This window comes from Actinoplanes oblitus, from assembly GCF_030252345.1.
GTDB lineage: Bacteria > Actinomycetota > Actinomycetes > Mycobacteriales > Micromonosporaceae > Actinoplanes > Actinoplanes oblitus.
Window position 1 is genome coordinate 9,450,655 of sequence record NZ_CP126980.1, and the last position, 25,073, is coordinate 9,475,727.

The following is a 25,073-nucleotide window of genomic DNA, read 5'->3' on the forward strand; positions in this document are numbered from 1 at the left end:
ACGATGCTGTGGCATCGATGGCAATTTATCTACCATGAGCCGTGGACGGAGGGGAGGCGGAGCGCGCATGGGTACCGTGCCGATCAGGCGGGCGGAGCGCCGGCCGGCGCCCGAGATCCCGACCGGCGACCTGCCGGTCGAGCCGCCGCCGGAGGTGCCACCGCGATTCGCCGGGCGGTGGCAGCAGGCGCTGATGGTGCTGCCGATGCTGGGCGGCACGGCGGCGATGGCGATGATGATGGGCCAGGGCCGCGCCGGGGCGTACTCGTACGTGATCGGCGGCCTGTTCGGCATCTCCTCGATCGCCATGCTGGCCACCTCGTTCGGTGCGGCGGGCGGGCCGCGCCGGGCCGAGCTGACCGCCGCCCGCCGGTCCTACCTGCGGCACCTCGCCGAGCTGCGCCGCCGGGTCCGGGAGACCGCGCACCGGCAGCGGACCGGCCTGCTCTACCGGCACCCCGATCCGGCCCGGCTCTGGTCCACGGTGGCCAGCCATCGGCTCTGGGAGCGCCGGCCGGACGATCCGGACTTCGGCGTGGCCCGGATCGGGCTCGGGCCGCAGACCCTGGCCACCCCGCTGCTGGCGCCGGAGACGCGCCCGCTGGCCGAGCTGGAGCCGGCCACCGCCGGCGCGCTGCGCCGCTTCCTGGACACCTACTCGGTGGTGCCGGACCTGCCGGTGGCCCTGTCGCTGCGCGGGTTCGCCCGGGTGCACGTGCGCGGCGGCGAGCCGGCCCGGGCGCTGGTCCGGGCCGCGCTCATCCAGCTCGCCGTCTTCCACGCGCCGGACGACCTGCTGACAGCGGTCTGCGCCGGGCCGGGACGGCGACCGGACTGGGAGTGGGTGAAATGGCTCCCGCACGCCCTGCACCCCGTCCGCCGGGACGCGCTCGGCCCGCTGCGGCTGGTGGCCGGCACCTCCGCCGAGCTGGACCGGCTGCTCGGCGACCTGCTCGGCGGCCGCGCCGGGTTCCGGCCCGGTGGCGAGCCCGGGCCGGGGCCGCACCTGGTGATCGTCCGGGACGGCGCCGAGCCGGCGCCGGGCGGTGACGGCCTCGACGGCGTCACCGTGCTGGATCTGGACGCCGTGCCGCCCCGGCTGCCCGACCGGGCCACCCTGGTGCTCGAGGTGGGCCCGGGCGGCGCGCTGCTGACCACCACCCGGGACGCCGACGCCGAGGCCGGCCGCGCGGACGGCCTGCCGGTCGGTACCGCCGAGGCGATCGCCCGGCGGCTGGCCCCGCTGCGCCTGGCCGGCCCGGCCGACCCGGACGGGACGCCGGCGCCGGCCCGGGCCGGGTTCGCCGAGCTGCTCGGCATCGGCGACCCGGAGAGTTTCGTCCCGGCCCGGGGCCGGCGGTCGCCCCGGGACCGGCTCCGGGTGCCGATCGGGACCACCGCCGAGGGAGTGCCCGTCGAGCTGGACCTCAAGGAGCCGGCCCAGGACGGGATGGGCCCGCACGGGCTGCTGATCGGCGCCACCGGCTCCGGCAAGTCGGAGCTGCTGCGCACCCTGGTCCTGGCGCTGGCCGGCACGCACTCGTCGGAGTCGCTGAACTTCGTGCTGATCGACTTCAAGGGCGGGGCGACGTTCGCCTCGCTGGACCGGCTGCCGCACACCGCCGCGCTGATCACCAATCTGCAGGACGAGCTGCCGCTGGTCGACCGGATGGCGGACGCGCTGGACGGCGAGCTGATCCGGCGGCAGGAGCTGCTGCGCAGGGCGGGGAACTACGCCGGGCTGCCGGACTACGAGCGGGCCCGGGAGTCCGGTGCCGCGCTGCCCCCGCTGCCGTCGCTGCTGGTGGTCTGCGACGAGTTCGCCGAGATGCTGCAGCAGAAGCCCGAGTTCATCGACCTGTTCCTGCAGATCGGGCGGCTCGGCCGGTCGCTCGGCGTGCATCTGCTGCTGGCCAGCCAGCGCCTGGAGGAGGGGCGGTTGCGTGGGCTGGACACCCACCTGTCGTACCGGATCGGGCTCAAGACGTTCAGCCCGATGGAGTCGCGGGCGGTGCTCGGGGTGCCGGACGCGGCCGAGCTGCCGAGCGCGCCCGGGCACGCGTACCTGAAGGCCGGCGGGTCGCTGATCCGGTTCCGCGGGTCGTACGTGTCGGGGCCGTTGCCCCGGGCCGTCGCCGTGGCCGGTGAGGTGCCCGGCCGGGTGATGCCGTACACGACCCGGACCGTGGCGGCGGCCGCCCCGGTCGCCGCGCCCGAGGCCGCGCCGGACCGGCCCACCCTGCTGGGCGTGCTGATCGACCGGCTGGCCGGGCAGGGGCCGCCGGCCCACCGGGTGTGGCTGCCGCCGCTGGACGCCGCCGCCACCCTGGACGAGCTGCTCGGCCCGCCGGTGCGGTCCACGGAGCGCGGGCTGAGCTGCGCCAACCCGGCGCTGCACGGCGCGTTGCAGGTGCCTGTCGCGCTGCTGGACAAGCCGCGCGAGCAGCTACGGGACGTGCTGTGGCTGCACCTGGGCGGGGCGGCCGGGCACGTGGCGGTGGTCGGCGGCACGCTCAGCGGCAAGTCGGCGGCGCTGCTGTCGCTGGTCTGCGCCCTGGCGCTGACCCACACGCCGGCCGAGGCGCAGGTGTACTGCCTGGACTTCGGGGGCGGGTCGCTGGGCGGGCTGCGGGAGCTGCCGCACGTGGGCGGGGTGTTCGGACGGCTGGAGGCGGAGGGCGTACGCCGGACCGTGGGCGAGATGGTGACCCTGCTCACCGAGCGGGAACGAGCCGGCGCGACGAGAGCGGGGGCCGACGTGTTCCTGGTGGTGGACGGCTGGTCCACGGTGCGCACCGACTTCGAGGAGCTCGAACCGGTGCTCACCGACCTGGCCACTCGCGGACTCTCGTACGGCATCCACCTGGTGGCCGCCGCCTCCCGGTGGATGGACTTCCGGCCGGCGGTCCGGGACCTGTTCGGTTCCCGGCTGGAGTTGCGGCTGGGCGACCCGGCGGATTCGTCGGTCGGCCGCCGGGCCGCCGCGGCAGTGCCGGAGCAGCAGCCCGGCCGCGGCGTGACCGAGGACCCGGCGGCGCCGGGCCGGTTCCTGCACCTGCTCACCGCGCGTCCCGAGGTGCGCTCGCTGTGCGGCACCGCCGGCCTGGTCAAGGCGGTGGCGGCGGCCTGGTCCGGGCCGGTCGCGCCGCGGGTGCGGTTGCTGCCGCCGGTGGTGCCGTGGGCCGAGATCGCCGGGGCCGGGGCCGGCCTGCGCCTGCCGATCGGCATCGCCGAGTCGGATCTGCGGCCGGTGACCATCGACTTCGCCACCGACCCGCACCTGCTGCTGCTCGGCGACGCCGAGTGCGGGAAGTCGACCTTCCTGCGCACTCTGGCGATGTCGGTGACCGGGCGGTTCGCCCCGGAACAGGCCCGGATCATCCTGGTCGACTACCGGCGCAGCCTGATGGACCTGCCGGAGACCGAGCACCGGATCGGGTACGGCATGCGGACCCAGCCCACCCTGGACCTGATCCAGTCGGTCGCCGGATACATGCGCGACCGCCTGCCCGGCCCGGAGGTCACCGCGAAACAGCTGCGCGAGCGCTCCTGGTGGACCGGCCCGGAGCTGTTCGTCCTGGTCGACGACTACGACCTGGTGGTGGCCGGCCCGGTCAACCCGCTCGCCCCGCTGCTCGAGTTCCTCCCGCAGGCCCGGGACATCGGCCTGCACCTGGTGCTCACCCGGCGGGCCGGTGGCGCGAGCCGGGCGCTGTACGAGCCGGTGCTGCAACGGCTGCGGGAGCTCTCCGCGCCCGGTCTGGTGATGTCCGGGCCGCCCGAGGAGGGCGCGCTGATCGGCACCGTCCGACCGGAACGAATGCCGCCGGGGCGTGGTCGCCTGATCACTCGTCGTGATGGAATTCGGCTGATTCAGCTGGGCTTTCCGGATTCCGGGCCGATGACAGACGCCGGGTGCGATTAGGCACCGCGGACCGCAGCGACACGCCGTGGTTTCGGAGTAATCTCCCCCCATCGACTGACCATCATCAGAATGGCGACGCCGACCCGTGACCAGAGTGAGCGCAACCTTCCGGCCGTACCGGCCGTGGTCTCGTGCACGCCACCTCGGAGCCGCGGTGCTGACCGGCGTCCTCGCGCTGGCACCGGTGGCCGCACCCGCATGGGCCGAGCCGGGCGTCACCGACGAGATGTTCGAGCCGATCGCCGAGCCGGCGTCCGGGGCCGACCAGGTCCGGGCCGACGAGTGGCAGTTGCAGACCCTCGACCTGGCCGACGCGTGGACCTATGCGGACGGCAGCGGGATCACCGTCGCGGTGATCGACTCCGGGGTCGACGCGCACCACGCCGACCTGGCCGGCCAGGTGCTGCCCGGGCTGGACCTGGTGGACGGCAAGGGCAACGGTGGCACCGACGAGGTCGGCCACGGCACCACGGTGTCCGGGATCATCGCCGGCCGCGGCGACGACAACGTCGGCGTGGTGGGCATCGCCCCGAAAGCCAAGATCCTCCCGGTCCGGGTGCTGGACGCCGACAACCGCTACGACGACGCCCTGATCGTGGCAAAAGGGCTGCGCTGGGCGGTCGACCACGGCGCCCGGGTGGTCAACCTCTCGCTCGGCGGCACCGCGAACAGCCCGGCGCTGGCCGCCGCCCTGGATTACGCGTTCGCCAAGGACGTCGTGGTGGTCGCCTGCACCGGCAACGTCAGCGCGTCCTCCAGCGCCCGCGGGGTGTGGTACCCGGCCCGCGAGCCCGGGGTGATCGCGGTGGCCGGCGTGGAGCGCAACGGGACCGACCTCTGGAGCGGCTCGATCACCGGCCCGGAGACGGTGGTCAGCGCGCCCGCGACCGAGCTGGTCGGCGCGAAACCGGGCGGTTACTGGCGGGTGCAGGGCACCAGCTTCGCCGCGCCGATGGTCTCCGGCACCGCCGCGCTGATCCGGTCCCGCTGGCCGGACATGCCGGCCGGCGAGGTGGTCAACCGGATCATCAAGACCGCCAAGGACCGCGGCGCCCCGGGTCGCGACGACGTGTTCGGCTTCGGCCTGATCGACCCGACCGGCGCGCTCACCGCGACGGTTCCCGCGGTGACGAACAATCCGCTGGACACCACCCCGCCGCCCGGTGTCGCGCGGTTCGGCAGCGCGCCCGCCTCGGGCGAGGCCCAGTCGGCCCCGAGCGACGTCGCCCAGCGCCCGGACACCGCCGCCGACCCGGGCACCAACACCGGCGGCTGGGCCGCGCCCGCCACCGCCGAGCCCACCGGCCCCCATCACGCCCGCTGGCTCGCCTTCGCGCTCTTCGCGCTCTCCGCCATTGCTGGCGCGTTCACCGTCCGCCGCTTCGCCAGCACCGCCGGCTGACCACCAACCCCACCGCCGGGCGCGGGGCCCGCTTCACCCCTTGTCCGCCATTTTCGGTACGCCCGCAGCTTCCACCTTGCCCACGCCCCGCCCGCCTGCCGGTTCCCGCCCGACATCCCGCTCGAGCGGAGCCCTCAGCGGCGAGGCACGACCGCCTCACACGTCCGGATCGCCGGCCCGCAAGCGCGGCACCTTGTGCCGAGCAGCTCACCTGACCGGCCCGGAGTCGCGGCACTGCCGTTGCCGAGCGGATCTCGCGAGCTCAGCCCGGCACGGCCTCGCGGCCCGGCACCGGGACCACCGCGCGCCGAGCCACGGGACTGGGCCGTTGCGCCTGTAGCGGTCCGAGAGCGTAGAAAATCATGGTTTTGAAAGCACGATCAGGCACATTCGCCGGTTTTGACGCCTTCGGTGCGCTCGCGGCCCAGCTCGGCCACCGGAGCGGCCTCGGCGGCGGTCAGCGCGAATCCGACGTTCTTGTCGTCGGCCGCCGCCGCGAAGATGACGCCGAGCACGTCGCCGGCGGGCGAGATCAGCGGGCCGCCGGAGTTTCCGCTGCGGACCAGGGACTTGATCGTGTAGATCTGCCGGGTCACGTCACCCGACTCGTAGATGTCCGGGCCGGTGATCGGGCCGACGTCGCGCACCCGGGCCGACTGCGCGTTGTAGGGGCCGTCCTGGGGATAGCCGAGCACTATCGCGTTCGCACCGCTGGCCGCGGCCTTCGTCACGAAGGACATGACCGGCGCCTTCAGACCGGGGACCCGGATCACCGCGAGGTCGCGTTTCGGGTCGTAGACCACCACGGTGCCCTCCAGCTGGCCGCGGGAGGTCTCCACGACCACCTCGCGGGTGCCGGCCACCACGTGGGCGTTGGTCATCACCCGCTCGTCGGCGTAGACGAAGCCGGTGCCCTCGATCCGGCGGGAGCAGCTGGGCGCCGCGCCCAGCACCTTGAGCACCGATTTCTTCGAGGTCTGCACGATCCGCGAATCCCGCAGCGCCGGGTCGGGCGCGGCGACCTCCTTGGCCTCGGTGCGGGCCAGGCCGCCGAACACGTCGGGGAAGCCGCTGGTGTCCAGGGTGTCCCGGAGCGCCGAGGAGAGCGCCTGTGCCTGGTCGGGCATCAGCCCGTTGATGCCGCCGAGGATGGCGCTGCTGCGGACCGCCTTGTTGATCGCCGGGAACGGCGTCGAGCCCATCGGCACGGCGACCAGCCAGGCGGCGAGCAGCACCGCGACCACCGAGACGACAGCGCCGCCGGCGTCGTCCAGGTGCTGCAGCGGCCGGTTGAAGATCGCCCGGCGCAGGCTGGTGCCGAGCCAGCCGGCCAGGGTCTGGCCGAGCACGGCGAGAGCGAGGATCACGGCGAGCGCGACGATCAGCCGGACCGTGCCGTCGGCGAACTGTCTCGCCAGCAGCGGGCCGAGTTGCAGCCCGATCAGCACCCCGCTGAAGAAGCCACCGAGCGACAGCGCGCCGATCACGAATCCCTGCCGATAGCCGCTGATCGCGAAGAGCAGCATCAGCACGATCAGGATGACATCGACCACGGGCACTCACTCAACATAGAAGTCAGGCGCACGTCACGGCACCACCTCGTCGGGTGCGCCGCCGCGCGCCGCCGGCACCGGGGCCGCGGCGTCCGGCAGCTCGACGACACGTCCCGGCTCCCACGGCCGCGTCCAGCCCGCCATGTCCAGCAGCACTGAGATCACCCCCGCGGTGAAACCCCAGACGAGCATGCCGCGGACCTGGAAGGCCGGTCCGATCCAGCCGCTGGGGTGTCGCACCCGGATACGGTTCGCGGGGTCGGCGAGTTCACTGATCGGGAGCCGGGCCACATGGGCGACCTCGGTGACCTGCCTCGGCCGGACCGGGTGTGGCCGCCGCCACCAGGCCAGCACCGGAGTGACCGAGAACCGGCTGACCGGGATCCACAGCTCCGGCAGCAGGGCGAGCGGCTCGGCGCTGCCCCGGTCCAGGCCGACCTCCTCGTCCGCCTCGCGCAGCGCGGTGGCGACCGCGTCGGCGTCCTCCGGGTCGGTGGCGCCGCCCGGGAAGGCCGGCTGGCCGGCGTGGTTGCGCATGGTCGCGGCCCGTTGCAGGACCAGCACGTCGGGGCCGCCCGGCGTGTCCGCGTCCGGCGGGCTCTCGCCGAGCAGCACCAGCACCGCGCTGGACCGCCCGCCACCGCCGGCCGGCTGGCGCAGCACGCTGAAGTCCTCGGCCCGGCTCCGGGCGGCGCCCGTCAGCAGCGGCTCGAACCAGGACGGCAGGTCACCGGGCCGGTTCAGCAGCACGCCCCGGCTCATAGCCGCACCGTGACGCCGGTGTGCTCGGCCACCAGCCGGGTCAGCTCGGCGGCGTCGACCGGCAGCCGGTGCAGGTAGTACTTGCCGGCGGCGTCGACGAAGACCGTGTTGGGCAGGTTCACCGCGCCGAGGGCGGCGATCAGTTTCTGGTCCCGGTCGTAGAGGGTGGGCATGCTGACCCCGTGGTCGGCCCCGAACGAGGCGGCCGCGTCCCGGGCGTCGCCGGTGTCCACCCCGAGCACCGTCAGCCGGCCCGCGCTCCGGTCGGCGAGCCGCTGGATGACCGGCAGCTCCTCGCGGCACGGCCCGCAGAACGACGACCAGATGTTGATCACCGCGGGGCCGCGCAGCTCGCCGAGCCGGACCTGCTCGCCGCCGGTGAAGCAGGCGAGCGTGACGTCGGGCAGCTCGGTGTCGCCGCCGGCGGGCGGGGCGCAGGTCGCGAACGGGGAGGGCGTCTCGTCGTCGGCCGGCGCGGCGGCGGTGCACCCGGCGAGCAGCAGGAGGGCCGCAACAGCGGGCAGAACGGCTCGGATCACGATCCCTCCGGGGCGAGCGGCTCGCCGGAACCGAGCGGCTCCGCCACGTTGAGCGGGCCGCTGGCATCGAGCGGTTCCTCCGGGGCGAGCACGGCCGCGGCCGGGACCAGCTCCGGGTCCACGCCCGCGGCGGCCGCCAGATCCCGGGCCCGGGGGCCCTTGAGCAGTTTCGCCGCCGGTGCCGCCTCGGTCGGGCCGGTGCCGTAGGACGGGCAGGACGCGGCCAGCGTGCAGGCACCGCACGCGGGCTTGCGCGCGTGGCACACCCGCCGCCCGTGGAAGATCACCCGGTGCGACAGCATGGTCCAGTCGCGTTTCTCGATCAGCTCGGCCACCAGGAACTCGATCTTGACCGGGTCCTCCTCCTGGACCCAGCCGAACCGATTGGTGAGCCGCCGGAAATGGGTGTCGACGGTGATGCCGGGAACGTCGAAAGCGTTGCCCAGAATGACGTTCGCGGTTTTCCGTCCGATTCCCGGCAGCTTGACCAGCTGGTCCAGTTTGCCGGGCAGCTGCCCGTCGTGGTCGGCCAGCAACGCCTGCCCGAGCTTGATCAGGGAATCGGTCTTGGCCCGGAAGAAGCCGGTGGGCCGGAGCATCTCCTCCATCTCGGCCCGATCGGCGCCCGCGTAATCGGCGGCCGTCCGGAATTTCTGGAACAGCCGGGGAGTCACCTGGTTGACCCGGACGTCGGTGGTCTGCGCGGAGAGGATGGTCGCCACGGCCAGCTCCAGCGGCGTGCTGAAGTCGAGCTCGCAGTGCGCGTCCGGATGGGTGTCGGCGAGCACCCGGCCCATCTTCCTGGCCCGGCGCTTGCGCCCGATTGGCGTCTCCCCCGCGAAGCGTTTCATCGACCGCGCCAGCACGGCTGACCCGGCGTCGGCGGGCGCGCTGCGTGGAGTCACCGGTAAAGAGTACGTCGGCACGTCCGCCCCGTCGGTCACGCGGACGGCTTGATCGTCCCGTCGTCGCCGATCGACGCCCCGGTCTCCGGGAAGTCCGCCTTCGTCAGGTCGTTGACCAGCTCCCGGCCGCGCTCGTTCGCGGTGTCCCGGGTGGGCAGGCCGCTGTCGTTGAGATAGGTGGAGAGGAACTTGCCGGACACGTACTTGCCGTCCGCGGTCAGGGTGACCCGCAGGATCCCGGCGTACTTCTTGATGCCGTCCTTGGACAGCGTGTGCCCGCCGCCGGCGAAGTTGCCCAGGCTGTACGCGATCAGCTTGCCCTTGTAGAACTCCATGCCCCGGAGCACGTGCGGCCCGTGCCCGATCACCACGTCGGCCCCGGCGTCGATCACCGTGTGGGTGAACTCGATCGGGTCGCCCCGGTCCTCCCGGTAGTAGATCTCGTGGCCCGGCTTCACATGGTTCCTGGTGCTGCCCTCGGCGCCCATGTGCACCTGCACCACGACCAGGTCGGCGGTCTCCTTGGCCTTCGTGATCACCGCGCGGGAGTGCGCGAGGTCGTTCAGGTTGTTGGTGCCGGCGTACGGCGAGAAGCCGACCACGGCGACCTTGACGCCCTTCACCTCGACCACGGTGATCTGGTCCTGGGCGCCGGTGTGCTCCAGGTCGGCACCCTCCAGCGCCTTGATGGTGTTGCGGTTACCGGCCGCACCGAAGTCCTTGGCGTGGTTGTTGGCCAGGTTGAGCAGCTGGAAGCCGCCCTCCACGAGGTGCTTGGCGTACGACGGCGGTGACCGGAAGGCGTAACAGTTGGCGCTGCCCGCGCCGCACTTGGAGGCTCCGGTGTCGTCGGTGAGCGGCTGCTCCAGGTTGCCCATCACCAGGTCGGACGCGAGGCTCTTGCGGACCCCGTCGAAGAAGCCGGCACCGTCGCGCGGGGGCAGCCCGTTCGGCGCGTCGGCCATCATGATGTCGCCGGTCGCGGAGAGCGTGATCGACGGCAGCTCGGCCGACTCGGTGCGGCCGGCCGAGGGCTTGCCCGACGAGGCGGGTGCGGTGGGCGCCTGCCAGGCCGCCTCCTTGTCGCTCCCCCGGTTGGCCAGGGCGACGCCACCGAGGCCGGCACCGGCCGCCGCAGCGGCAACAAGCACGACATTGAGGACAATCCGCCCAGAGCGGCGCTGGCGGTCGGAGCCGGGATGCGAATTCATCGACCGGGACGATACCGTCGGCTCGCAAGCGCAAGCGACCGACGAAAGTGCCGTCCCGAATTGCCCGGACCGTGGAATTGTCTCCGGCGGTCCAGACAATTCTGGTTACCGTCCAGTATCTGGATCAAGGGGTGGCCGCCCGTTTCCCGCCCGCGTGCGCCTAGACTGATCGAGCGCAGACGTTGCGCGTTTCGGAGGTGCGGCGATGGATGAGGTACTGGCGCGCAGCGGAATCTTCCAGGGCGTTGACCCGGAAGCCGCGGAGGCGCTCGCCAAGGAGATGGACACGATCGAAGTCCGCAAGGGCGACGTGGTCTTCAACGAGGGCGAGGCCGGCGACAGCCTGTATATCGTTCTGTCCGGGAAGATCAAGCTCGGTCGCCGGGCCGCTGACGGCCGGCAGAACCTCGTCTCGATCATGGGTCCGTCCGACATGCTGGGCGAGCTCTCGCTCTTCGACCCGGGCCCGCGCACCGCGACGGCCACCGCGGTCACCGACAGCCGGCTGGCCCGGCTGAAGAAGTCGTCGCTGCGCCCGTGGCTGAACAACCGGCCGGAGATCGCCGAGCAGCTGCTCCGCGTGCTGGCCCGCCGGCTGCGTCGCACCAACGACGCGCTGGCCGACCTGATCTTCACCGACGTGCCCGGCCGGGTGGCGAAAAACCTGCTGCAGATGGCCGGCCGGTTCGGCACCCGGGACGGCGGTGTGCTGCGGGTCACTCACGACCTCACCCAGGAGGAGCTGGCCCAGCTGGTCGGCGCGTCCCGCGAAACGGTGAACAAGGCGCTCGCCGACTTCGCCTCCCGCGCCTGGCTGCGGCTGGACGGCAAGAGCGTGATCATCCTCGATCCGGAACGGCTCGCCCGGCGCGCTCGCGTCTGACTTCCCGTCGCTTCACGTCATAGGGGCTGTCCTGGTGGACAGCCCCTCAAACGTGCTTGATCCACTCTTTCCAGTGACCGGTCGTTAACGCCCGGATCCGTGTCGCGCCCATGCGGCCGCTCGTTACGGAGGTGGCCGAGAGGCACCGGCGTGACAGGGAAGGGCGCGGCATTGAACGCAGGTAGGGGCGTAGCGGGCAGCGGGGTCTCCACATGACCGTGCTCGATACCACGCTGGACCCGCGCGACCCGGCCTACCTGGAGGGGCGCAGCACGACCCTGCAATGGCTCGCCGCTCTGGAGGCCGCGCTCGACGAGGCGCGCGCCGGGGGCGGCGAGAAGTGGGTGACCAGGCATCACGCGCGCGGCAAGCTGCTGCCCCGGGAACGCATCGAGATGCTGCTCGACCAGGACAGCCCGTTCCTCGAGCTGTCCCCGGTGGCGGCCTGGGGCTCGGAGTTCCCGGTCGGCGCCAGCGTGGTCACCGGCATCGGGGTGGTCGAGGGCGTGGAGTGCGTGGTGATCGCCAACGACCCCACGGTGGACGGGGGCGCCGTCAACCCGTACACCGCCGACAAGATCCGCCGGGCCGCCCGGATCGCCTCGGAGAACCGGTTGCCGCTGGTCAACCTGGTCGAGTCGGCCGGCGAGGCGGCCCCGGCCGGGAGCATCGCCCGCGAGCTGAGCCGGCTCACCGCCGACCGGGTGCCGACCGTCTGCGTGGTCTTCGGCGCCACCAGCGGCGACGCGGCCTACCTGCCGGCCCTCTCCGACTACACGATCGTGGTACGCGGGCACGCCAAGGTGATGACCATCCACCCGCAGCGTTCCGGGGTCGAGGTGCGGGCCACCCCGGTGGTGCCGGCCGGCCCGCCCGGACCGGCCGACCAGCTGGCCGAGGACGAACGCGACGGGCTGCGGCTGGCCCGGCAGTGCGTACGCCGGTTCAACTGGCGCAAGCAGGGCCCCCGCGCCCGTACCACCCGCCCGCCGGCCCCCCGGTACGACACCGAGGCGCTGCTCAGCCTGGCCGCCGCCGACCCGGCCACCTTCGACCCGCGCGAGGTGCTGGCCAGGATCCTGGACGACTCCGATTTCGACGAGTTCAAGCCGGGCCAGGGCGGCGTGCTGGTGGCCGGCTGGGGCGAGCTGCACGGTTACCCGGTCGGCGTGCTGGCCGGTCCGTGCGGCACCTGGCTCTCCCCGGCCGAGTCGCAGAAGGCCGTGCACTTCCTGCAACTGGCCAACGCCACCGCCACCCCGGTGATCTTCATCCGCCATCCGGGGGAAGCCCAGAAGGGCGACGACGCCGACGTCCGTCACGACGCCCCCCTGGTGCACGCCGTGGCCAAGTCCACGGTGCCGCACCTGGTCCTCACCATCGGCCCGGAGCCCGGCGGCACGCCGGCCCGCGCCGACGAACCCCGATTCCAGTTCAGCTGGCCGCGTCCCCCGGCGGAACCCGCCACGGCCGACGACGGCGTCATCGACCCCCGCGACACCCGTACGGTCCTCGGCCTCTGCCTCTCCGCAGTGCACAGCGCCGCCGTGGCTGGTGCCGAACACGTCGGCGTGTTCCGACCTTGAAAGGTAGACCCGTGATCCGACGACTCTTGGTCGCCGACCGTGGTGAGATCGCCCGCCGGGTGTTCGCCACCTGCCGTCTGGTCGGCATCGAGACGGTCGCCGTCTACTCGGACGTCGACACCGACGCTCCGCACGTCAACGAGGCCGACTACGCCGTCCACCTGGAGGGCAACACCCCGGCCACCACCTACCTGGAACAGCACGCCCTGATCGCCGCCGCCAAGCGGGCCGGGGCGAACGCCGTGCACCCGGGCAACGGGGTGCTCGCCGAGGACCCCGAGTTCGCCGCGGCGGTCGTCGACGCCGGGATGATCTGGGTCGGGCCGCCGGCCGCCACGCTGCGCACCCTGCACCGCAAGACCGAGACGAAGAAGCTGGTCGCCGAGGCGAAGGTGCCGGTGCTGCCGAGCTTCACCGACCCGGCCACGGTGCCCGGGTTCCCGGTGCTGATCAAACCGGACGCCGGCATCGGGGGCGCCGGCATGCGGGTGGTCCGGGACGCGGCGACGCTGGCCGAGGCGGTCGCCTCGACCCGGCGCGAGGTGGACGGCGACGTGTTCTGCGAGCCGTACGTGCCGAACGTGCGGCACATCGAGGTGCCGATCCTGGCCGACGCGATGGGCGCGGTGGTGCCGTTCGGCGAGCGCGAGTGCTCGGTGCAGCGGCGGTACCAGAAGATCGTCGAGGAGACGCCGTCGCCGGCGGTGGACGCCGCGCTGCGCGAGGACCTGTGCCGGGCGGCGATCGTCGCGGTCCGGGCGCTCGGCTTCGTCGGGGCCGGCGCCGTCGAGTTCCTGCTCGACTCCGACGGCGACTTCTGGTTCCTGGAGCTCACCCCGACCCTGCAGACCGACCACGCGGTCACCGAGTGCACCTCGGGATACGACCTGGTCCGGCTGCAGCTGCTGGTCGCCGAGGGCGGCAGCCTGCCGATGCCCGGCCCGCCGCCGATCCGCGGGCACGCCATCGAGGTGCGGATCTGCGCGGAGGACCCGGCGTACGCCTGGCTGCCCAGCGCCGGCACCCTGCACCGGTTCGCGGTTCCGGACGTAGCCGGCTCGTTCCGCCCGCTGCCGCAGCCCGGCCTGCGCCTCGACTCCGGGGTCGCGGACGGCTCGGTGACCGGCATGCACCACGACCCGATGCTGGCCAAGCTGATCGCCTGGGCGCCGTCCCGGCAGGAGGCCGCCCGGATGCTGGCCTCCGCGCTGGCCCGGGCCCAGCTGCACGGCGTGGTCACCAACCGGGACCTGCTGGTCCGTACGCTGCGGCACCACTCCTTCCGGGCCGGCGACATCGACACCGGGTTCCTCGACCGGCACCCCGAGGTGTTCGCCCCGCTGCTCTCCTCGGTGGACGCGGTCCGGCTGTCCTGCCTGGCCTCCGCGCTGGCCGGGGCCGCCGACCGGCGGGCCAGCGCGCCGGTGCTGGGCTCGCTGCCGTCCGGCTGGCGCAACGTCCCGTCCGGCTCGCAGACCGCCGTCTACGACGGCCCGACCGGCCCGGTCGAGGTCGGCTACCGGATGAACCGGCACGGCGAGCTGGCCGGCTGGTGGGTCCGCTCGGTCGACCCCGAGGAGCTGGACCTGGCCGGCCTGGGCCAGGAGCCGGTCGACGAGCACCCGCCGATCGTGGTGGTCTCGGCCCGCCGCGACCGGGTGGTCCTCAACGTCCAAGGGATCCGCCTCGCGGTCCTGGTGCACCGGGTCGGGGACGTCTCCTACGTCGACAGCCCCGAAGGATCGGTCACTCTGCGTGAGATCTCGCGCTTCCCGCTGCCCGCTCCGGAGGCCGCCGAGAGCTCCCTGATCGCCCCGCTTCCGGGCGCGGTCCGCCGCGTCCTGGTCGTGCCCGGTCAGCGGGTGCGGGCCGGGGAGCTACTGCTCACGCTGGAAGCGATGAAGCTGGAGCACCCGGTCCACGCCCCGTCGGCGGGAGTGGTCGCGTCCCTTCCGGTCCATCCGGGCGCCGAGGTGGACACCGGCGAACTGCTGGCCGTCCTTGACCCTGAGTAACAATTCTTTACGGTACGAAACTGCCCGGTCCCCAGAAGCGGCAGCGAAGCCCCGTGCGTCCGCGACGCGGCCTCCGATCATGTGGTCCGGACCGCCACGCGCGTCCCGGCTCCGGCCCACCCGCCGCGGTCCGGACCGCGGCGCGCCCCCGGCTCCGCGCCCTCACGCGAGGCCCGCTGCAGTCCGGACCGCAGCGCGCCCCGGCCCCTGGCTGGTCGTCATGGTGGTATCCGCAGCGCGGATACCACCATGACGACCAGCCGAAGAGCGAGTCGCGGCACGACCCGGACCGCAGCGGATCTCGCGGGCTACGCGCCCGCGGACCGGGGAGCGCCGCACGGGCCTGGACCACAGCGGATCTCGCGGGCTACGTGCCCGCGGACCGGGACGCGCGTGGCGGACCCCGACCACATGATCGGAGGCCGCGTCGTGGACGCACGGGACGCGGCTGCTGCTCCTGGGGAGAGGGCAGTTTCGTACCGGATAAGGGGTTTCATGAAGAACCCACCCCTCGAATCACCAGCTGAACCACTTGGTGAAGAAGCCGCCCTTACGGGTGTGGACGGTGGGCGTCTCGTCGGACTGGGTCGGCGTCGTCGGGGCGATCGGCCGTGGGCGCGGCGGCAGGTACGTCGACGAGCTGCGGTAGACCGTCGGGGACGGGGCCGGCGCGTTCGGGTCCAGGTGCAGGTTGGTGAGCTCGTGGTGCAGCTCCTGGGCGGACGGGCGGCCGCGCGGGTCGCTGTGCATGCCGCGGCGGAGCACGTCGGTGAGCGAGCGGGGGACGCCGGGCAGGTCCGGGATCGGCTCGTCGAAGAGGTTCATCAGGGTGATCAGGCTGGGGCTGCGGTCGCTCTGCCAGCGGGGCGGGCGACCGTACATGACCGCGTAGAGCGTGGCGCAGAGCGAGTAGACGTCGGCCGCGGCGGACGGGCTCTCGTGCCGGAACATCTCCGGTGGCGCGTAGGCCGGGGTGAGCACCTCGAGGGTGACCGAGGAATCCCGCATCTCGCCCAGCACGGCCAGCCCGAAGTCGGCCAGCACCGCCTGGTTGAACTGCGAATACAGGATGTTGGCCGGTTTCACGTCGCGGTGCAGCACGCCGTTGGCGTGGGTGTGCACCAGCGCATCGGCGATCTTGACGCCGACGTCCCGGGTCTCGGCCGGACTGAGCGGCTTGACCCGCATCCGGTCGAGGTAGGACCCGTCGCAGAGTTCCATGATCAGGTAGGGATGCTGGTCGACGGTGACGCCCACGTCGAACAGGTCGACCACGTGCGGGTGCGACGACATCCGCCCGGCGGCCCGCGCCTCGCGCAGGAAGCGGGCCTGGTCGCGCGCGTTGTCGAGGGTCCGGTTCTCCATCTTGATGGCGACCTCGCGGCCCACGGAGTCCTGGGTGGCCCGGTAAACGGTGGCATAGCCACCACGGGCCATGACCGACAAGCCGGACATGCCCGGGACATATGGCACGGGCAGGGCGCCAGGCGGTGTCTCCGTCACGGCTTAGAAAATACGCCAGGCATCGGGAAGATCATCCCGGCATGTCAGACGCGTAGGCGACAGTTTCCGCCGGAGCCGGTTCGACGCCGGTGACCGCCAGGGTGTCGCGCAGCTCGGCGGCGGCGATCCGCTCGCTCGCCTGCTCGGTGGAGTGTGCCAGCCGCACCGCCTCCTCGGCCGACGCCCGGGCCTCCGCGCACCGGTCCGCGGCGGCCAGCACCCGCGCCCGGACCATGGCCGCCACCACACCGCTGCGCACGTCCTCGGCCTGCACGTCGCGGGCCCGCTCGATCCAGGTCAGCGCCGACTCCACCCGGCCCTCGGCGAGCAGGGCCGAGGCGTACGACGCCAGGGCGTGCCGCCGGGAGAAGAGCAGCGACGGCGACGAGGTGTCGCTGGCGATCGGCGCCAGCAGCCCGATCGCGGTGGCCGCGTCACCGGCCCGGGTCCGCGCCTCGGCGAGCAGCACCCGCGGCCCGACCTGGGCCGGGGCCAGCGCGTTGTGCGGCTCGACGGCGGTCATCACCCGGCGGGCGTCCGCCTCGGCGGTGGCCAGGTCGCCGCGTTGCAGCGCGACGAACCCGTGCAGCGTGCCGGCCATCCCGAGCAGCAACGGATGCCCGGTCTTGTCGGCGAACCAGAGCGCGTCGCCGAGCAGGTCGGCGGCGTGGTCGAACTCGCCCAGCCCGCGGGCGATGGCGCCGCGCACCACCATGGCCAGCCCGCAGCCCCAGTCGTCGGCGACCTCCTGGAACTCGCGGTAGGCCCGCCGGGCCTGGCTGTCGGCGGCGCCCAGGTCGCCCAGCTCGGCCGCCGCGTAGGCCTCGACCACCCGCAGCGTCCCGACCGCCCAGCCCTCGCCGACCCGGTCACCGAACGGCAGGAAGATCCGGGCCAGCCGGCGGGCCTCCTGCAGCCGGCCGGCCAGCAACCGGGCGAACGCCGTGGTACCGCGCAGCCAGGACCGGCCGACCGGGTCACCGAGCTCGGCGAAGAGCCGGGCCGCCCGGCCCAGCACCGCGTCGGTGCCGGCGAAGTCACCCCGGGTGGTGGTCACCCAGGCGAGATTCTGCAGCGCCCAGGCCTGCCCGTGCCGGTCGCCGGCGGCCAGGGTGACCTGGTACGCCGCGGCGAACCGGCTGCTCGCCTGGCTCAGCTTGCCGTTCAGGAAGTCGGCCATGCCGAGCCGGCGCATCGCGTTCGCCCGCTCCGGCAGCAGCTGCGCCTCGGTGGCCACCTCGAGCGCCTCCTGCCAGGCGGCCACCGCGCGGCTGCCGTCGCCGAGCGCCTCGTAGGCCCGGCCGGCCACGATCATCGCCTCGGCCCGGCTGACCGGGTCGTCGGCGGCCCGCTCGCTGATCTTCTGCCCGTACGCCAGCGCCTCCTCGGCCCGCCCCAGCCGCAGCAGCGCCCGGGCCAGCACCAGTTGGTCGGGCAGCGGCAGCTCACCGCCGGCCAGCGTGGTGGCCCGCTCGGCGTACTCGATGGCGGCGGCCGGCTCGATGTTGGCCAGCGCCCGCCGGGCCATCCGGCCGAGCGCCGCCACGGCCAGCCCGGCCACCTCGCGGACGGCGGCGTCGGGGCGCAACCGGACCGCGTCGGCCAGCTCGATCGCCGCCTCGGCGTGCGCGGCGACGAACGCGTCCCGCTCGTTGCCGGTCAGGCTCAGCCGGGTGGCGCCGTCCGGATAACTGCGCACCGTCTCCGGTGCCGCCCAGGTCGCCAGGTAGGCGTGCCGCTCGGCCAGGTCGGCCTTGCCGATGCCGGCGTAGGCCGCCTCCCGCATCAGCGGGGTGGTGAACTGGTAGCCGCCCCGGCTGCGGTGGATCATGCGGCGTTGCAGCAGCTCGTCGACGGCCCGTTCGAGTTCGGCGGCCGGGTCGGCGTCGCCCGGCGCCTCGGCCAGCGGGCGGCGCTCGTGCAGCGCCTCCAGCACCCCGCCGGGCACCGTGGTGCCGGCCACCGACGCGTCCCGGAGCACCGCGCGGGGCTCGGCGGGGAGCGCGTCGATACGCGCGGCGAGCACCGCCGCCAGGTCCCGGGAGAGCAGCCGGCGGCCCAGCGAACCGGCCGCCAGCTGCCACTTGCCGGCCGCGTTGGCGCCCACCGCCGGGGTCAGCGCCCCGCGCTCCATCAGCAGGGTGACCATCTCGGCCAGGTAGAACGGGTTGCCCTGGGCGGTGGCCAGCAGCCGGTCGATGTCCGGCTGCGGCAGTTTCCCGCCGTTCAGATACGACGTCAGCAGCCGGGACGCGTCCGCCCCGCGCAACGGCGGCAGGGTGTGCACCTCGGCGTCGGCGAGATGGGTGAGCGCCCCCGCGGTACGCACCAGCTCGGGCCGGCCGAGCAGCAGCACCACGACCGGGCCCTCCAGCCGCGACAGCGTGCTGCCCAGCGCGTCGACAGTGGTGGCGGTGGCGTCGTGCAGGTCGTCCACGATCACCACCAGCGGGGTGGCGCCGGCCATCGCGTTCAGCAGGTCGGCGACGGCTATCGAGATGGCCTCGGCATCGACCCGTTTGGCGCTCGGCGGCCAGTCGGCGGGCGCGGCCGGGCCACCCGGGTTGACCGGGGCCTCGCCGTAACCGAGCAGGACCAGCAACCGGTCGGTGTCCAGCACGACGCCGAGCCGCTGGCCGACCTTGCGCAGCCGTTCCTCGACGACCGTGCGGCCGATCGAGGTGACCACGTCCTTGGGCAGGCCGGCGGCCTTGCGGACCAGGTCGGCCAGGGGCGCGTAGCGGCGCCGCTCGCCGAACGCGCGGCAGCGCACCCGCAGCACCCGGGCGCCGCCCGCCTCGTAACCGGCGGCCAGCCGTTTCACCTCGCCGGCGAAGCGGGACTTGCCGATGCCGGCCTCGGCCGTCATCACCAGCACCCGGGGCGTGCCCGAGTCGATCGCCTCGGCCAGCCGCCCGGAGACCCGGCCCAGCTCGGCCTCGCGCCCCACGAACGGCGCCTCGTCGCCCAGGCCCGACCGGGTGCCCGGCGCGTCGTGCAGGCCGAGCAGCTCGTAGGTGGGCACCGGCTCGCGCTTGCCCTTGAGCCGCAGCGGGCGCAGCTGCCGCCAGGAGGCGACGTGCCGGGTGCCGTTGCTGGTCCGCTCGCCGGCGTAGACGGTGCCGACCGCGGCGGCGTCGGCCAGCCGGGCGGCGGTGTTCACGGTGTCGCCGATGACCGTGTATTCGATGCCGGCCTGCATGCCGGCGACCACCTCGCCGGTGTTCAGCCCGACCCGCAGGCCGAGCGGGGCGCCGCCGCCGCGCTCGTCGTCGAGCACCCGGCGGACCGCGCGCTGCATGCTGAGCGCCGCCCGGACCGCCCGCTCGGCGTCGTCCTCGTGGGCGACCGGGGCGCCGAAGACCGCCATGATGCCGTCGCCGGTCAGCTTGTCGACGTGCCCGCCGAACGTTTTCACCGCGCCGGCCAGGGCCGCGAGGACCCGGTCGGTGACCGCGCCGACCCGTTCCGGGTCGAGGTCCTCGGACCAGGAGGTGAAGTCGGAGAGGTCGCCGAAGAGCACCGTGACGATCCGCCGCTCGGCGGCCGGCAGCGCGGCGGCAGCGGGCAGCGCGGAGCCGCAGTGGTGGCAGAAGCGGGCACCGGGGACGGCGACGGTGCCGCACACGGGGCAGGTCACAGCCGGTCCAAACCGTCGGCCCTCGCCGTTGATTCCCGTTCCAGGTGAGCGATCTGGGCGGCCGCCGACCACTCCGCCGCGAACCGCACCCGCGGATCGATGTCCGGGTAGACCATGTCGACCACCGCCTCCGGGGTCCGCGCGCCGGCCGCCATCGCGGCTCTGACCTGCGCGAGGCGTTCCACCCGGTGCCTCAGGTATTCCCCGGCCAGGGTCGCGGTGTCGGCCCGGGCCGGTCCGTGGCCGGGGAGCATCACGACGTTTTCGTACGCCCGGAGCAGCTCGAGACTCGTCAGGTAGGAACTCAGGTCCCCGTCCGGCGCGGCCACCACGGTGGTCCCCCGCCCCAGGATCGTGTCGCCGGTGAACAGCACCCGCTCGCCGGCGTACTCGGCGAGGAAACAGACCGAGTCGAGCGTGTGCCCCGGTGTCGCCAGCACCCGGATGCCGAGCCCGTCGTGGTCGAGGCTCCCGGGCGGGTCGAACGACGTGCCGTGCTCCGGGTCGGCGGCCCGCACCGGGACGCCGCCGAGCAGCTCGGCGAGCCGCCCGGCGCCCTCCACGTGGTCGTGATGACCGTGCGTGATCAGGATCGAACGGTAGGGCCCCCGCTCGGCGATCGCGCGCAGGTGTCCCTCGTCCAGCGGTCCGGGATCGATCACGGTGGCGAACGCCGCCCCGGGAGGCCGCAGAATCCACGTGTTCGTACCGTCCAGCGTCATCGGCCCCGGGTTGGGCGCACGCAGCAACGACACCCAACCCGGCAGCCGGTCGACGGACGGATTACCCGTGGCCGACGCGGGCTCAGCACCCCCCATGCCGAGAATCGTACGTCGCGGATTCGAGGTGAGCCGAGACACGATGTCCGTTCCGGTCACCTTGGGTGATCAAACCCGGCCGAACCCGCCCAACCTCACTGCACCTCGGCGATCACGTCCACCTCGACCGGCGCGCCCAGCGGCAGCTCGGCCACCCCGACCGCGCTGCGGGCGTGCCGGCCCTGCTCACCGAGCACCTCGCCGAACAGGTTCGAGGCGCCGTTGATCACGGCCGGCTGACCGGTGAAGCCGGGCGCGGACGCGACGAAGCCGCCCACCTTGACAATTTTCACCAGCCGGCCCAGCCCGACCAGACTCTCGATGGCGGCCAGCGCGTTCAGGGCGCAGATCTTGGCCAGCTCGGTGGCCTCCTCGGCGGTCACCTCGTCGCCGACCTTGCCGGTGCGCAGCAGCTTGCCGTCGACGATCGGCAGCTGGCCGGAGACGTAGACGTGGTTGCCGGACTGCACGGCCGGCACATAGGACGCCAGCGGCGGGACCACCGTCGGCAGAGCCAGGCCCAGTTCGGCCAGTCTCGCGTACGCGTCGACGCCGCCCTCCCCGGCGACCGGCGTCGTCACGACTTCGGCCGCTTCATGTAGGCGACCAACTGCTCGGGGTTGGGACCCGGCACTACCTGGACCAGCTCCCAGCCGTCCTCGCCCCAGTTGTCGAGGATCTGCTTGGTCGCGTGTACCAGCAGGGGCACGGTCACGTACTCCCACTTCTGCATGGCTCGGACACTCCTTAGTCGGGTACGGCACAGCTTAGGGCTCTGGACAACGGCCGGTTGGCTAGGCTGAGCGGGAATACGCACGTTGAGCGTTCGAGTCGTCGCGGAGGGTGACGAGATGCAGGTACCGCGAGACGGACAGCCCGGCCATCCCGATCCACCGCCGTCGCCCGATCCCGAGCCCCCGTCGCCGATCCCGGAGCCGATGCCGGCGCCGGAGCCGCCGCACCACGGGCGGCACGCCTCCGCCGACGAGCCGGCGCTCGCCCACGACCTGACCATGGAGCACCCCGTGGTGCCGGCCACCGGGTGGCACCAGCCGCCCGCCCACGGCCCATGGCACGCCCAGCACGAGCGGCCCGGCGAGTGGCAGTACCCGCCGCCGGAGCATCTCGCCTGGGAACACTCCCCGCCGGCCGAGGTGCAGCCCGCCGAGCCGGAGCCGATCTGGGTGAGCCGGCCGGGCGACACCGACTCCTGGCAGGTGCCGCGGCGTCCCGGCGCACCCGCCTCCCGCCGCTCGTCGCTGTTCGTCTCGCTGGCGCTGGCCGCCACCCTGGCGCTCTGCGGTGGCGGGGCGGTCTCGGCGTACCTGCTCTACCGGGACGCCGACAATCCCGGCTCGCCGGACCCGGCCACCGCGGTGAACCGGTTCCTCACCGCGGTGTACACCCAGCAGGACGCCGGTGCCGCCGAGGACCTGGTGTGCCGCAAATCTCGGGACGTGACCCGGCTCGCCGACCGGGTGCGGCAGATCCGCAACTACGCCGACAGCTACTCCGGTGCCGTGTTCCGCTGGGACGACCCCGCGGTGACCAGCGCCAACGAGGGTGCGGCGGAGGTCGGCGTACGGGTGGTGATGTCCACCGACGACGAGAAGTCGGCAGCTCAGGATCTGCAGATCACCGTGGTGCGCAAGAGCGGCTGGCTGGTCTGCGAGGTCTCCGGCTGACCCGGCGCCTGGCGGGAAAACCCTGGTGGCCCCGTTCCCGGAGCCGGTGCCACGGGGAAATCCCGGGACACCCCGTTTTGAAGACGCCGTAACGGGGGAGACATGGGCGAGCATCACGGCAACTGGCCGGAGCGACTGCACATCGTCACCGGCAAGGGCGGCACCGGTAAGACGAGCGTCGCCGCCGCCCTGGCGCTGGGCCTGGCCGCCGGCGGCCGTCGCACGCTGCTGGTCGAGGTGGAGGGCCGGCAGGGCATCGCCCAGCTGTTCGGCGTCGACCCACTGCCCTACGCGGAGCGCCGGATCACCACGACCACCGGGGGCGGCGAGGTCCGCGCCCTGCCGGTGGATCCCGAGGAGGCCCTCCTCGAATACCTGGACATGTTCTACAAGCTGGGTGCGGCCGGCCGGGCGCTGCGCAAGGTCGGCGCCATCGACTTCGCCACCACCATCGCCCCGGGCCTGCGGGACGTGCTGCTCACCGGCAAGGTCAAGGAGGCCACCACCCGTGCGGCGGACGGCCGCCGGGTGTACGACGCGGTGATCCTGGACGCCCCGCCCACCGGCCGGATCGGCCGCTTCCTGAACGTCACGGCGGAGACCGCCAAGCTGGCCAAGATGGGTCCGATCAAGACCCAGAGCGACGGGGTCTCCTCCCTGCTGCGCTCGCCGATGACAGCGGTGCACGTGGTCACCCTGCTGGAGGAGATGCCGGTGCAGGAGACCCTGGACGCCGTCGACGAGCTGCACGGGCTGGGCATCCCGGTCGGCCGGATCATCCTGAACGGCGCCCGGCCGCCACTGCTGGCCGGCGGCAAGGTGACCAAGGCGGAGATCAAGCGGGGCCTGGTCGCCGCCGGCCTGCCCGCCGCGCCGGCCACCGTCAGCCAGCTGGCCGCGCAGGCACAGGCCCATCTGACCCGGCGCGAGCTGGAGGAGTCGCTGCGGCACGACCTGGCCGAGCGGGGCCGCCCGATGGTCGAGCTGCCGCAGCTGCCGGACGGTGTGGACCGCGCTGGGCTGGATGTCCTGGCGGCACGCCTGATGAGCGTTTGATCTCCGCCCGTCCGATCAACAGGCCTTACTCTGAAGTGGTGGTTGATGTGACCGCTCCACGGCTCGACGTCGACGGTCTGCTGGCCGACCCGGCCATCCGGATCGTGGTGTGCTGCGGCTCCGGCGGGGTCGGCAAGACCACCACCGCCGCGGCACTCGGGTTACGCGCCGCCGAGGTGCACGGCCGGCGCACGGTGGTGCTGACCATCGACCCGGCCCGCCGGCTGGCCCAGTCGATGGGCCTCACCGAGCTGGACAACACCCCGCGCCAGGTCAAGGACATCGACGCCGCGGCGTCCGGCGGCGAGCTGCACGCCATGATGCTGGACATGAAGCGCACCTTCGACGAGGTGGTCGAGCAGCACACCCGGCCGGAGCGCGCCGCCGAGATCTTCGCGAACCCGTTCTACCAGGCGATGAGCTCGACCTTCGCCGGCACGCAGGAGTACATGGCGATGGAGAAGCTGGGCCAGTTGCGGTCCGGCGACCAGTGGGACCTGATCATCGTGGACACCCCGCCGTCCCGGTCCGCGCTCGACTTCCTGGACGCGCCGGCCCGGCTCTCCCGGTTCCTCGACGGCCGGATGCTGCGGATGCTGCTGGCCCCCGCCCGCAGCGGTGGGCGGAGCATGTTCAGCCTGGTCACCGCGTCGTTCGGGCTGTTCTCCCGGGCGGTGCAGAAAATCCTCGGCGCCCAGTTGCTCACCGACCTGTCCGGTTTCGTGGCGGCGCTGGACTCGATGTTCGGCGGCTTCCGGCAGCGCGCCGACCAGACGTACCGGATCCTGCAGGACCCGCAGACCGCGTTCCTGCTGGTCGCCGCCCCGGAGCGGGACGCGATCCGGGAGGCGGCCTATTTCGCCGAGCGGCTGGTCGCCGAGCGGATGCCGCTCAGCGGGCTGGTGCTCAACCGGATGCACGAGACCGAGCCGGCCGGCCTGCCGGCCACCGAGAGCGAGGCCGCCGCCGAGCGCCTGGACGCGGCCGGCGATCAGCCGGTCACCGCCGACGTGCTGCGGATCCACGCCGGGCTGCTGCGCCAGACCGAGCGGGAGATCCGCGTCGCGGCTACCTTCACCGAGGCGTTCCCCCAGGTGCCGACGACCGCTGTCGCGGCACAGCCCGCCGACATCCATGACGTCGACGGGCTGCGAACGATCGGCGCGTTGCTCGCCTGACCGGCGGTGCGCCCCGACGAGGGCGCTCGCCGGGCGAGCCCTGCTCGCCTGATCAGCGGGTGGAGACCAGCACCTTGTCGGCGCCTTTCTCCTTCAGAGCGGCTTCGAACATCTTCCGCCAGCTCGCCACGTGCGGGTGGCGGCGCAGCAGAGCCCGCCGTTCCCGTTCCGTCATGCCTCCCCAGACGCCGAACTCGATCCGGTTGTCCAGGGCGTCGGCGAGGCATTCGTAGCGGACCGGGCAGCTGCGGCAGATCCTCTTCGCCACGTTCTGCTCGGCGCCCTGCACGAACAACGCGTCAGGGTCGCCACTCTGACACGCCGCCATGCTGGGCCAGTCGCTGATCATCCCCATTGGTAAACGTCCCCCCTTGCATTTCACCCCCGGACGCCCGCGCGGCAGCCCATGTCC

At 73.3% G+C, this 25,073-nt stretch carries 18 protein-coding genes and 1 pseudogene; 8 read left to right on the top strand and 11 right to left on the bottom strand.

Annotated elements, in window-relative coordinates:
• Positions 1–67 precede the first annotated feature (67 nt).
• Both eccCa and mycP read left to right on the top strand, forming a co-directional pair.
• Positions 68–3,925, top strand: a complete 3,858-nt coding sequence (eccCa, locus tag Actob_RS42170) for a type VII secretion protein EccCa (protein WP_284917547.1) — start codon at positions 68–70, stop codon at positions 3,923–3,925.
• A gap of 154 nt (positions 3,926–4,079) precedes the next feature.
• Positions 4,080–5,327, top strand: coding sequence for a type VII secretion-associated serine protease mycosin (gene mycP, locus Actob_RS42175; protein ID WP_407653508.1), 1,248 nt, complete (start codon positions 4,080–4,082; stop codon positions 5,325–5,327).
• 380 nt (positions 5,328–5,707) lie between these two features.
• Here mycP and Actob_RS42180 read toward each other — a convergent pair whose 3' ends face one another.
• From Actob_RS42180 to Actob_RS42200, 5 genes and pseudogenes are all read right to left on the bottom strand, one after another.
• Positions 5,708–6,886: a MarP family serine protease gene (locus Actob_RS42180; protein ID WP_284917548.1), complete on the bottom strand. Its 1,179-nt coding sequence runs from the start codon at positions 6,884–6,886 to the stop codon at positions 5,708–5,710.
• A 27-nt stretch (positions 6,887–6,913) separates the two neighbouring features.
• A complete protein-coding gene (locus tag Actob_RS42185; RefSeq protein ID WP_284917549.1) occupies positions 6,914–7,642 on the bottom strand; it encodes an NUDIX hydrolase in 729 nt (242 codons plus the stop codon).
• The gene (locus Actob_RS42190) at positions 7,639–8,181 is read right to left on the bottom strand and encodes a TlpA family protein disulfide reductase (protein ID WP_407653509.1); all 543 of its coding nucleotides are present in this window, start codon (positions 8,179–8,181) and stop codon (positions 7,639–7,641) included. The genes Actob_RS42185 and Actob_RS42190 overlap by 4 nt, the downstream gene beginning before the upstream one ends.
• Positions 8,182–8,252: 71 nt before the next feature.
• Positions 8,253–9,047 (bottom strand): annotated as a pseudogene (gene nth / locus Actob_RS42195) (endonuclease III); the annotation flags it as partial.
• 74 nt (positions 9,048–9,121) lie between these two features.
• A complete protein-coding gene (locus Actob_RS42200) occupies positions 9,122–10,297 on the bottom strand; it encodes a CapA family protein (RefSeq protein WP_284917550.1) in 1,176 nt (391 codons plus the stop codon).
• A gap of 205 nt (positions 10,298–10,502) precedes the next feature.
• Here Actob_RS42200 and Actob_RS42205 point away from each other — a divergent pair, with 205 nt between their 5' ends.
• From Actob_RS42205 to Actob_RS42215, 3 genes are all read left to right on the top strand, one after another.
• Positions 10,503–11,180: a Crp/Fnr family transcriptional regulator gene (locus tag Actob_RS42205; protein WP_014447921.1), complete on the top strand. Its 678-nt coding sequence runs from the start codon at positions 10,503–10,505 to the stop codon at positions 11,178–11,180.
• A gap of 212 nt (positions 11,181–11,392) precedes the next feature.
• Positions 11,393–12,766: a carboxyl transferase domain-containing protein gene (locus Actob_RS42210; RefSeq protein ID WP_284917551.1), complete on the top strand. Its 1,374-nt coding sequence runs from the start codon at positions 11,393–11,395 to the stop codon at positions 12,764–12,766.
• Positions 12,767–12,777: 11 nt separating this feature from the next.
• On the top strand, positions 12,778–14,781 hold the full coding sequence (locus Actob_RS42215) for an ATP-binding protein (RefSeq protein ID WP_284917552.1): 2,004 nt from the start codon (positions 12,778–12,780) through the stop codon (positions 14,779–14,781).
• A 516-nt stretch (positions 14,782–15,297) separates the two neighbouring features.
• On the opposite strand, the gene Actob_RS42220 is transcribed toward Actob_RS42215, so the two are convergent.
• The 5 genes from Actob_RS42220 to Actob_RS42240 form a co-directional block, all read right to left on the bottom strand.
• Positions 15,298–16,284 carry a serine/threonine-protein kinase gene (locus tag Actob_RS42220; RefSeq protein ID WP_284917553.1) on the bottom strand — a complete coding sequence of 329 codons (987 nt, stop codon included), beginning with the start codon at positions 16,282–16,284 and terminating at the stop codon, positions 15,298–15,300.
• Between the two features lie 31 nt (positions 16,285–16,315).
• Positions 16,316–19,924: an adenylate/guanylate cyclase domain-containing protein gene (locus tag Actob_RS42225; RefSeq protein WP_284917554.1), complete on the bottom strand. Its 3,609-nt coding sequence runs from the start codon at positions 19,922–19,924 to the stop codon at positions 16,316–16,318.
• A complete protein-coding gene (locus Actob_RS42230) occupies positions 19,921–20,742 on the bottom strand; it encodes an MBL fold metallo-hydrolase (protein WP_284917555.1) in 822 nt (273 codons plus the stop codon). Before Actob_RS42230 ends, Actob_RS42225 begins: the two co-directional genes overlap by 4 nt.
• A gap of 95 nt (positions 20,743–20,837) precedes the next feature.
• Entirely contained in the window at positions 20,838–21,323 is a 486-nt protein-coding gene (locus Actob_RS42235) for a RidA family protein (RefSeq protein WP_284917556.1), read from the bottom strand.
• Entirely contained in the window at positions 21,320–21,475 is a 156-nt protein-coding gene (locus Actob_RS42240; RefSeq protein ID WP_185038204.1) for a DUF4177 domain-containing protein, read from the bottom strand. The genes Actob_RS42235 and Actob_RS42240 overlap by 4 nt, the downstream gene beginning before the upstream one ends.
• A gap of 118 nt (positions 21,476–21,593) precedes the next feature.
• Between Actob_RS42240 and Actob_RS42245 the strand changes: the two genes are divergently transcribed.
• The 3 genes from Actob_RS42245 (at position 21,594) to Actob_RS42255 (ending at position 24,661) form a co-directional block, all read left to right on the top strand.
• Positions 21,594–22,427, top strand: a complete 834-nt coding sequence (locus tag Actob_RS42245) for an Rv0361 family membrane protein (RefSeq protein ID WP_284917557.1) — start codon at positions 21,594–21,596, stop codon at positions 22,425–22,427.
• A gap of 102 nt (positions 22,428–22,529) precedes the next feature.
• Complete coding sequence (locus tag Actob_RS42250; protein WP_284917558.1) at positions 22,530–23,483, top strand: ArsA-related P-loop ATPase; 954 nt, start codon at positions 22,530–22,532, stop codon at positions 23,481–23,483.
• Positions 23,484–23,518: 35 nt separating this feature from the next.
• Positions 23,519–24,661, top strand: a complete 1,143-nt coding sequence (locus Actob_RS42255) for an ArsA family ATPase (protein ID WP_407653510.1) — start codon at positions 23,519–23,521, stop codon at positions 24,659–24,661.
• Between the two features lie 52 nt (positions 24,662–24,713).
• Here Actob_RS42255 and Actob_RS42260 read toward each other — a convergent pair whose 3' ends face one another.
• Complete coding sequence (locus Actob_RS42260; protein WP_014695048.1) at positions 24,714–25,016, bottom strand: WhiB family transcriptional regulator; 303 nt, start codon at positions 25,014–25,016, stop codon at positions 24,714–24,716.
• Positions 25,017–25,073: the final 57 nt, after the last annotated feature.

What these genes read in the sequence shown, in the direction of transcription:
- eccCa (WP_284917547.1), top strand. Translation starts at nt 68, where the DNA reads ATGGGTACCGTGCCGATCAGGCGGGCGGAGCGCCGGCCGGCGCCCGAG.
- Actob_RS42245 (WP_284917557.1), top strand. Translation starts at nt 21,594, where the DNA reads ATGCAGGTACCGCGAGACGGACAGCCCGGCCATCCCGATCCACCGCCG.
- Actob_RS42260 (WP_014695048.1), bottom strand. Translation starts at nt 25,016, where the DNA reads ATGGGGATGATCAGCGACTGGCCCAGCATGGCGGCGTGTCAGAGTGGC.
- Actob_RS42240 (WP_185038204.1), bottom strand. Translation starts at nt 21,475, where the DNA reads ATGCAGAAGTGGGAGTACGTGACCGTGCCCCTGCTGGTACACGCGACC.
- Actob_RS42210 (WP_284917551.1), top strand. Translation starts at nt 11,393, where the DNA reads ATGACCGTGCTCGATACCACGCTGGACCCGCGCGACCCGGCCTACCTG.
- Actob_RS42185 (WP_284917549.1), bottom strand. Translation starts at nt 7,642, where the DNA reads ATGAGCCGGGGCGTGCTGCTGAACCGGCCCGGTGACCTGCCGTCCTGG.
- Actob_RS42200 (WP_284917550.1), bottom strand. Translation starts at nt 10,297, where the DNA reads ATGAATTCGCATCCCGGCTCCGACCGCCAGCGCCGCTCTGGGCGGATT.
- Actob_RS42230 (WP_284917555.1), bottom strand. Translation starts at nt 20,742, where the DNA reads ATGGGGGGTGCTGAGCCCGCGTCGGCCACGGGTAATCCGTCCGTCGAC.
- Actob_RS42205 (WP_014447921.1), top strand. Translation starts at nt 10,503, where the DNA reads ATGGATGAGGTACTGGCGCGCAGCGGAATCTTCCAGGGCGTTGACCCG.
- Actob_RS42250 (WP_284917558.1), top strand. Translation starts at nt 22,530, where the DNA reads ATGGGCGAGCATCACGGCAACTGGCCGGAGCGACTGCACATCGTCACC.